The 8,715-nt window shown below is 45.3% G+C and carries 9 protein-coding genes, 3 tRNA genes and 1 pseudogene; 12 read left to right on the top strand and 1 reads right to left on the bottom strand.

Going from position 1 to position 8,715, the window contains the following annotated elements; genetic code table 11:
* The first annotated feature begins 148 nt into the window (after positions 1-148).
* From HEN21_RS21980 to HEN21_RS21925, 12 genes are all read left to right on the top strand, one after another.
* A complete protein-coding gene (locus HEN21_RS21980; RefSeq protein ID WP_048959181.1) occupies positions 149-889 on the top strand; it encodes a hypothetical protein in 741 nt (246 codons plus the stop codon).
* A 43-nt stretch (positions 890-932) separates the two neighbouring features.
* On the top strand, positions 933-2,273 hold the full coding sequence (locus HEN21_RS21975; protein ID WP_048959184.1) for a DnaB-like helicase C-terminal domain-containing protein: 1,341 nt from the start codon (positions 933-935) through the stop codon (positions 2,271-2,273).
* A 147-nt stretch (positions 2,274-2,420) separates the two neighbouring features.
* Positions 2,421-3,536, top strand: coding sequence for a hypothetical protein (locus HEN21_RS21970; RefSeq protein WP_064757205.1), 1,116 nt, complete (start codon positions 2,421-2,423; stop codon positions 3,534-3,536).
* A gap of 75 nt (positions 3,537-3,611) precedes the next feature.
* Positions 3,612-4,394, top strand: a complete 783-nt coding sequence (locus HEN21_RS21965) for a hypothetical protein (RefSeq protein ID WP_048959189.1) — start codon at positions 3,612-3,614, stop codon at positions 4,392-4,394.
* A 62-nt stretch (positions 4,395-4,456) separates the two neighbouring features.
* Positions 4,457-4,933 (top strand): hypothetical protein, encoded by a 477-nt coding sequence (locus tag HEN21_RS23215; protein ID WP_166686716.1) that lies wholly within the window; start codon positions 4,457-4,459, stop codon positions 4,931-4,933.
* Positions 4,930-6,252, top strand: a complete 1,323-nt coding sequence (locus tag HEN21_RS21955; protein ID WP_048959192.1) for an ATP-dependent DNA ligase — start codon at positions 4,930-4,932, stop codon at positions 6,250-6,252. Before HEN21_RS23215 ends, HEN21_RS21955 begins: the two co-directional genes overlap by 4 nt.
* Complete coding sequence (locus tag HEN21_RS21950; protein ID WP_227891976.1) at positions 6,252-6,428, top strand: hypothetical protein; 177 nt, start codon at positions 6,252-6,254, stop codon at positions 6,426-6,428. The genes HEN21_RS21955 and HEN21_RS21950 overlap by 1 nt, the downstream gene beginning before the upstream one ends.
* Complete coding sequence (locus tag HEN21_RS21945) at positions 6,412-6,627, top strand: hypothetical protein (RefSeq protein ID WP_012640723.1); 216 nt, start codon at positions 6,412-6,414, stop codon at positions 6,625-6,627. The genes HEN21_RS21950 and HEN21_RS21945 overlap by 17 nt, the downstream gene beginning before the upstream one ends.
* Before the next feature lie 145 nt (positions 6,628-6,772).
* Positions 6,773-7,063 carry a hypothetical protein gene (locus HEN21_RS21940; RefSeq protein ID WP_048959195.1) on the top strand — a complete coding sequence of 97 codons (291 nt, stop codon included), beginning with the start codon at positions 6,773-6,775 and terminating at the stop codon, positions 7,061-7,063.
* A gap of 765 nt (positions 7,064-7,828) precedes the next feature.
* Positions 7,829-7,903, top strand: a tRNA-Asn gene (locus HEN21_RS21935).
* Positions 7,904-7,905: 2 nt separating this feature from the next.
* A tRNA-Thr gene (locus tag HEN21_RS21930) sits at positions 7,906-7,981 on the top strand.
* Positions 7,982-8,205: 224 nt separating this feature from the next.
* Positions 8,206-8,292, top strand: a tRNA-Ser gene (locus tag HEN21_RS21925).
* Positions 8,293-8,487: 195 nt separating this feature from the next.
* Here the strand turns inward: HEN21_RS21925 and HEN21_RS22905 are convergent.
* A pseudogene (locus HEN21_RS22905) lies at positions 8,488-8,715 on the bottom strand (hypothetical protein); the annotation flags it as partial.

Genomic DNA, 8,715 nt, shown 5'->3' with positions numbered 1-8,715 from the left:
ATAAGTAACTTATTAAATATACGGAAGCAGGTCTTTCAAAAGATACCCACCAGAACAACTCCCTTCCGTTTCCACTTCCAAAAACTGCCACCAGTCGCTATCATCCGCTCATTGCAATAAGTAAGTAACTACCTATCAGGTAAGCCACATGAGCCAAATCTTTTTTGATACCATTGACAACGACCAGTACGACTTCATGACAGAGTGGAATACCGCTGTTATGGACAAGTGGGTCGCTGAAAACATTGGTTTGTCGCGCTGCAAAGACGAGGCTGAACTCTTCGAGACGAAGTGGTTTGATTACCGCGACATGCATCCTCTCATGGCCACCTGCCTTTTTACGGAGGCGTACAAACGTCAGTACTCAAATATCATGCTGACGCACGGTCGCGAACACTTTGAAACAGCTCCGTTCACCACCGGGTTAAAACGCCTGCCTTATCAGGAGTTGTCGACTGCCAATAAAACGTCGCTATGGAAAGCACGCCAGTTTGCTGATCGCTATTGCTGTTCATACGACTACTTTATCTCCACGGTTCTTTCCGCAGCTGCACGGCGTCTGTGGGACAAGTTGCCGCGCCCACAGCATTTATGGCAGCCAGAACTGATTGAGATATTCGAAGAGAAATTAGCCAGACGCGCAACAACCCGTCTGGATGACTCTCTGGTTAGCTTTAAGCATATGGGAGACATGCAGTTCAACCCGATTCAGGAAAGCTATTTTGAGTGGATTCTGGAGCGTTTGCGCATCATCCCCCGCAGCAAGCGCATACGCGCAATTTTCTCTGCTATCTGGCTAATGGAAATCGTTCCAGAGCGCCTTATTTCCGCCCACTTTCCAGAAGAACTGGAAGAAGCACGGCGGTTTATTGATCCCCTATCTAATTAACTAACACTAGAAAACAATTTGTTAAAAAAACAAAGGAAAGCACATGACCGAACTTTGCCATACAGGACGCGGGCTGTCCGAAGAGTTTGATGAAGATTTCCAGAACAGACTGACGGCATATTTTTGTCGTGATCACGAGTTTCTTACTCGTGCGGGAGATCTGGTTGTGCCTTGCCAATTTGCCAATGCGGCCAATGCCATATTGGTTAATATGGTTTCGGGCTATTACCGTATGTACAAGAGCGCGCCTTCTTCATCTGCGATTCTGGATATGCTTAAGCGTGCGAAACGCGATAAGACCATCCGTGAGGAACTCTTCCCGGATGTTGTTGCTGCGTTTAAGCGCATCCTTGCAGAAAAATTGTCTGATACCTCGTACATGGTTGACCAGGTATCCACATTCGCAAAAAGTGTAGCGTTTGATGATGCTCTGATTAAAGCTGCTGAACTGAAAGAGAAGGGCGACTTTCAGGGGGCGATGGCAATCATGGCCAAGGTTCAGCAGATAGGCTCGAACGAAGCGACCGGAATCTATGACTACTACACCTCCGCAAGTGAGCGATTGAAAGCGCGTGAATATGAGGCTTCAGAGGAGTATGTGCCAAACAGCATTACAACTGGACTCCCTCTGCTTGATAGATTGCTGTACCAAAAAGGCTGGGCAAAGCGCGAAATGGTGCTCTTCATGGGTTTTGCTAAATCCGGTAAATCGACCGCAATGGGTGAGTTTTCCATAAACGCTACGCTTGCTGGCTACAATGTTGTGTATCTCTCGCTGGAGGTTCACACCACCATTTTGTCCGACCGTTTTGATGCAAGATTGTCGGAGACGGAAATGTCCAAGCTGGTGGAACGGCGCGATGAAGTTCATCGTAAGTTGGCAGAGTTGGGAGCCACGAAGGGGATTGGTAGTTTGTGGGTTGTTGAGCGTCCGTCAGGAAGTATGTCACCGGCAGATCTGGACCGTATGCTTAACAGCATGAAAGCCAATGGCATGGTGCCTGACATGGTTGTTGTCGACTACGCAGATTTGATGCGTGCCAGTTATGACCTTCGTGATGATCGCGCCAATATTCGTAGTATCTACACCGATTTACGTGCTCTTTATGACAAACATAACGTTGCTGGGATCACGGCATCGCAGACAAACCGTGAAGGTGGCGCGTCAGAAGTTGCCACAATGATGCACGCTGCCGACAACATCGAAAAAGTACGTATTGCTGACCTGGTAATAACGATCAACAAAACCGAAGAAGAAGAAGCGAAAGGAGAGGCTCGTCTCTACTTTGCTGGTTCGCGTAACCAGCAGGGAGGGATCAGCATTCGCGTTAAACAAAACCTCGAACAAATGCGCTTCATTGAGCGAATCTTAGACGTTACCTAAAAAATAAGCGTGGAGAACACCTCCACGCTTGATTCATTGGTGAAACAACTTTTCTTTTGCCAAACCACAAAAGAAAAACACATGAGCCTTTATGTTATATCAACATTTAGGTTGGTCACAATATTGCCTGTTAAAAGTGGAATTATCGTGAGCGAGCTGAAAGAGCTAATTACCGAATTAGATTTTGAACAATGGTTGGATACTGAAGGTATCGTTTATCGACGTGGAGGCGTGAGTGCTCGCGGTCGTGAAGTGAATATCAAGGAGTGTCCGGTATGCGGCAGCTCCAACTGGAAGGTATATTTCAATCTGACCAGTGGCGTCGGTAAATGCTTCGCTGGTGATCATCCCGAAGAGATTCAGTTCAATAAGCTGGTCTTCCTCAAGCACTACAGCGGCAAATCACGACGACAGTTCGAGGAATATGTGCAGAACGCTCTTCTTTCCCAGGGGTGGGCACCAAAGAAAGAAGAGATAGTGCTTGCAAGCACAGTCGAGTTAGAGGGACCACTTGCACTCCCTCGTCATTACGAACTTCCTATAGATAGCCGTCTTCCAGACTATCTGGTTGAACGAAACATATCGCCTGAAATGGCAAAGTATTTTGACCTACGATACTGCGTCGAAGGCAAGCACGCTTATGTTGACCCGTATACAGATCAGGTTAAAGGACAGATATTCGATATGCGAATACTGATACCGGTTTACGATCTGGATGGGGTAATGAAGACATTTCAGGGACGAGACATTACCGGTACAGCAGAACGCCGCTACCTCTTTCCTATGCAGCTTCCAGCTTCAGGTAAGTTTCTCTACAACGGCCATAATGCGGTCGGCAAACAGACTGTAGTTGTCTGTGAGGGGGCGTTCGATGTTATGGGGGTTAAACGAGCTATTTTTGATGAAGAAACATTACGTGATTACGTGGAACCGATAGGAACGTTCGGGATGCATCTATCTGGTAACACCACTCAGGATGCAGAAGATCAGTTAGGCGCGTTCCTGACGCTCAAGGCGCGTGGATTACGTAATGTGATCATGATGTGGGATAGTGAAAAGCAAGCTATACGCAACACTATGGCCGCGGCCAGGCGACTGACCAGTATCGGTCTTAATGTCAAAGTTGCGTGTTTGGGTGAGGAAGGACTCGACCCAGGCGGTGCAACGCCAGAACAAATTATCAAAGCCTATTATCGGGCAAAACCGTATACCAAACAGTTGGAGTTGCAAAGCAAGGTTTTGGGCATTAAGGCTCTATCGTAACAAACGCCGTTAAAATAAGTAGATGATTACTTATCTTTCTGTAAGAATACTTTCATCTGTTAGCTAGGAGTTGGTATGAAAGACGAAATTCAGAAATTAGCCTGCGACATCATTGATAAAACTGGTTTAGAAATCAGCGAGAGCAATCGACTAGACATCATTGAAAAAGCGGTAAAAACAGCAATGGATCATATCGCCACTCGTTTGGTTGAGATCCCGCTACCAGGGCTACCTTATCTGAAAGTTGAGTTACACGTATGGGGTGAACCTTCTTGTGCAGGGCGTTCTGCATTAGTTGTTTTTATTAGCAAAGAAAACCCGATCAGTCTTAAAGTGCAGGTTGGGGCATGGATGGATGGCAAAGTGATCTACACAAATACCGTTTTTTGTGCGTCAAATGACAGTATTATTGAAGAGGCTATTCAAGAATCACTTCTAACTATGCATAGCTTAGTTTTGCTGGAAGACAAGCAAAACTACGAAGAGTACTTACGGTCGATAAAAGGTGAGAGAACATTGTCACTTAAAGCCGATTTCGTTACCCCGACAAACCTGTTGGAAGTCTTGCTTAATAAAGGGGCTAATGATGCCGTAAATGTAATCAGAGAGAGTGAGTATGCGTCTCTTTGCGACATGTGCAAAAGCCAGTTGGATCTGGTGCATATCGTTATTGATGCTGGGAAGGCATGTGATGGCGTAATGGCGGAATTTGCTGGGAAGATGGTCAGGATTGCTAACGAATTACCGATGATAGAGCAAGAGGCTAAATCATACGCCACAAATCATGTCACAGAGCTTCTTGTCCCCTATCGCTTAGAAAGCAATCAGCGCAAGATGATTAGCTGGGGAAGTTGGTAATCTCTCCGCGCGTCGTTTTTTTACGCAAACAATGATAGGTAAGTACAAGATTATTTATGGCGATGGTTGTGAAAGCTGATTTGTCAAAAATCCCCTCTATTTCAGGAAATAATGGTTATTCACTTCGTTGTGAGGAAGTAAAGATAAACGGTGAGTCGGCATATTGCAGCTACTCCGTTTGCCAGCACACCATTCTTGCCTTCAAAGAAAACCGTCTTCCTCGAACTTCATTCCAGTCGTGCGCAACCGCTATCAAAGCAGGCAAATGCAAGGCGTTAAAAATGATGGTTGAAGAGATTCGTAAAGGAGAATCTCTGTATTTCGAAGATATGACCGCGCTCATTAAGGAGGTTGAAGAACGGAATAAACAAGCCAGAACTATAAAACGAAAACGTGACAGTGTAACGATTAATAGCATGGTTAAGAAGAGCGCCACATCACAAACAGCGATCACTGACGTGTATGCGGCGTTGCTTGAAGAAACAACAAAAGAAACACATGAGCAAATCGATCAACATATGGAGGCAAAACAACAATGAAAAAGTTGATCGCACTTAAGCATAAGCTGGACGAAATGAAAGCTATGGGAACCAATGCAAAAAAAGAGGCATTGGCCAACATGGATGACTTCGAGCAAAGCATGGTTTCATTGATGCTCAACCCTTTCATCCGTTTTGGGGTAAAGAAATACAAAGTGGCAGAGCCGCTTAGTGAGTCCGTCCCTAGTGACGAAAAAGCCATTGATATACTGAATAAGCTGGCCTCTCGCGAGCTAACGGGGAACGCAGCAATAGCTGCTGTTGAATCTATCGTGGCGTCAATGTGCGCCGATGGGCAGGACGTGTTCCGTCGTTTCCTCTTAAAAGACCCGAAAGCGGGCGTTGGGATTAGCCTATGCAACAAGGTTTTTGAAAATCCCATTCCGAAATTTGAGGTGCAGCTGGCGTCGCCGTATAAAGAAAAAGGCGACAAATACCCCTTCAAGCCAAATCCTAAAGCAAAATGGCCGATGATTGGCAGCCTTAAGCTCGATGGTTTGCGAGTAATTTGCGAGGTTATTGTTGACGAGGAAGAGGTTAACTTCCTTTCTCGTACTGGTAATCCAATCACCTCTCTCGATCACCTAAAGCCAGCCATGCTCGAATTAGGCAAACTTTCAGGCCACAAACACATCTTCTTCGATGGTGAAGGAACTGCCGGTTCATTTAACCAGTCCGTATCTGCATTGCGCAAAAAGAACGTGCAGGCAATTGGCGCTATTTATCATGTTTTCGACTTCTTCCTACCGGAATGGCGAGCACAGGCTAGATCCAAAGAGTATGCAAAGACAGGTATGAAGCTGAAAGAGCGCCTGGCTATGCTGGTGGCGTTGTTCAAAAACGATCGCAGTGAAGGCTACACACAAGATATTCACCTGCATCCGTTCTATATCATCCATAGCCACGAAGACTTCATCGAACGCTTCATGAAACGCCTGGACGATAACGAAGAAGGGGAGATGGGCAAAGATCCGAACTCTGTTTACGAGTTTAAACGTACCCGCAGCTGGTGGAAGTTAAAAGACGAAGATTCAGAAGATGGTGAAATTATCGACTTTGAGCCGGGCGACCCGGACTCTGGTTTTGCCAACACGCTTGGAAAAATTGTTATTCGCCTTGAAAACGGTGTGATTGTTCGTGCGAGCGGCATTAAGCATAAATATCTGGACGAGATCTGGAACAACAAAGAGAAGTACCGTGGTCGTATTGTCGAGGTTCATTGTCACGAGAAAACGCCGGATGGCAGCTTACGCCACCCACGACTGAAATGGCCGCGTTGCTTACGCGATACAGAAGATCGAATCGGAGATAAAGAATGATGCTCGGCTGGATGATTGCATTTTTAGCAGTTGGTTTTTTCATCGGTATTGTGGTGATGTCCAGTTGCATTAATGACTACATTAAAAACGGTGTTATAGAAAGACGCGGTCGCATTTATCGCATTGTAGAAATAACCAACACCGTGAAGGAGATTAAGGATGATCGTATTAAGTAAACGGGAGAAGGAAACGCTTCATGAAATCAGTAAGTGGCCGGAGTTCCCTGAGTACTGGAAGCCTAAAACGCGAGCTAAGTTAGAGCGTTTAGGGTTGGTTGCAAACGTTTCTGAAACGAAGTGTTCGGCCAACTACCAGTTAACTGATAAAGGGAAAGTATTGCTACAGCAATTAGTAGAATCAGGAGTGTTAAAATGATTCCATACATCTCATTAGCTTTTATGGGTGGCTTCCTTATCGGCTTCGGCATCTGTCGTGATTTAATTAAGCAGGAACTTAAAACCAAAACACTGTGCATCGGAAAGCGCGTGTATCGGGTAGTTCATGAAACAAAGGTTAGAAAATGAGCAAATTAACTTCTTTGGAATGGTGGTTGGCCACCTATTTCTTAGCGGCCGGAGTCGCATTCGCCTTTTACGTAGGTCAGTTAGTCGTAAAACTGCTGCTGATTAAATTTGCTAGTCATAAACGTATCGATGATGGTCTGTGGCGTCTTGGCACCCTGGTGGAAACTCGCTACGGGGAACTTAAGGAGAACGAAACCATTACTATCCAAGCGAAACGATTCACTGCCACCATTACAAGAACACCTAGCCGTAGAGTGGCCTTGATCAAAAAAGTCACAACCGAATAAAAATACAATGATAAGTATTTACTTACTTATCTTTTATGTATAAGATGACTTTGTTTTCGTTGAGACGCGACTGTTTGAACTTAAATACAAGTGCAAACGAAGAAGTCTATCTGGCAGTAGCCTAATAAGCCAAACACCAGCGAGGTCAGTTTCCAGCCTCGTTACCGAAATGGGACACACTGAGCGAGTGTGATTACAGAACGCAGGAGGGAACATGAGTGTTCCCTCCGATGAAGTAACAGAATGGGCGGTCGGTATATTTTCAACTCCATATGACTCCCGGATTCTTAGCCACTGACCGCCCATCCTGTTACGTCATTTTGTTCAATTATGTCGTTTATACTGGGTTAAAAAGCGGCGACGTAGCCCGGCTGGTATGGTTAGCCAGCACACAACGTTGAGGCCATTACATTTTTATCAATTCTAAGGTTCTATTCACAGAGATACCGGCGAGCGTTGATATGTAACATGTTGGGCAAACATTCAATCGGAGTAGTGGCCTCAACGTTGTGAAGACAGGATTGTTGTGTAGGTTTAACCACTGTTGCCATTGGTGCCTGTTTTCACAACAAATGATTCCATACATCACATTGTATAAATTACAAAGTAGGTGCTGTCCTCAGAAACAGATTTTGCCTTCTACTATTGAGCGAAGTCGAAAGCGTCTGGCACTAACGAAAAGTGCAAGTAGCGGTGCGTTTCCTGGCAGAAACTAAACCGTCGCGATTGGCACTGTTGAGTAATAAATACTGGCAGTGCTGAATTGATGGTGTAGCTCAGCGGTAGAGCAGTTGGCTGTTAACCAACTGGTCGGTGGTTCGAATCCACTCACCATCGCCAATGCCGGTTTAGCTCAGTTGGTAGAGCGCCTGCCTTGTAAGCAGGATGTCAGCGGTTCGAGTCCGTTAACCGGCACCAATACAACGATAAGATCATTACGGTTAATCGTCGTTCATGTGCACAATGACTGGTCGAAAGGTAGTGATCTTACCGTTGTGGTGGATTCGCAGACTGATGCGATAGCTTTCTTGGATGTTAGGGAAATGCGGCCGCAAATCTTCCCTTTCGCGAGCGGTGATCGTCCGTAGTCCTAATTGGCTGCACCGTATGCCGGAGATTCAGTACCGGCCACCACAACGGCCGGAGAGTAGGGAGCATGGTGCTCAAGCGGTCTTGAAAACCGTCCCATTGCGCAAGCGATGATGGTTCGATTCCATTACTCTCCGCCAGACACAGCGTTGAGCGGTTTGGCCTTTTAATCAACTCGATTAAGACTCCGCTAACATAAACCAGACCGCTCAACGCTGTGATAGACAATTACGGCAGACGTTCTTAACCATAGCTTGCTAACATCCTAGCAACACTTTTTTTCAGCGCAAAATTCAAAGGGGCTTCGGCCCCTTTTTTGAAAGCAATGGGCAAGTTCATGCCAAATTATCCAGATTTCTTTTCTTTTTTTCAATTATATTTCTCGCGCCAGAAAAAATTTTACTCAAAATAATTGATTTGCTTGCTCTATTATTAAGATGTAACAACGCGCTATAAAATACATAGTTATCTATTTTACTATTTAAAGTATTCCCAAGCTTCCCGTTATATGTGCTATTAATAGTATTAAAATATACATGTTCAGGACCAATATTACAAATACC

The sequence above is a fragment of the Escherichia sp. 93.1518 genome, from assembly GCF_013368915.2.
Classification (GTDB): Bacteria; Pseudomonadota; Gammaproteobacteria; order Enterobacterales; family Enterobacteriaceae; genus Escherichia; species Escherichia ruysiae.
Note: the sequence above shows the minus strand (reverse complement) of the source record. Positions and strands in the feature narration are given on the sequence as shown.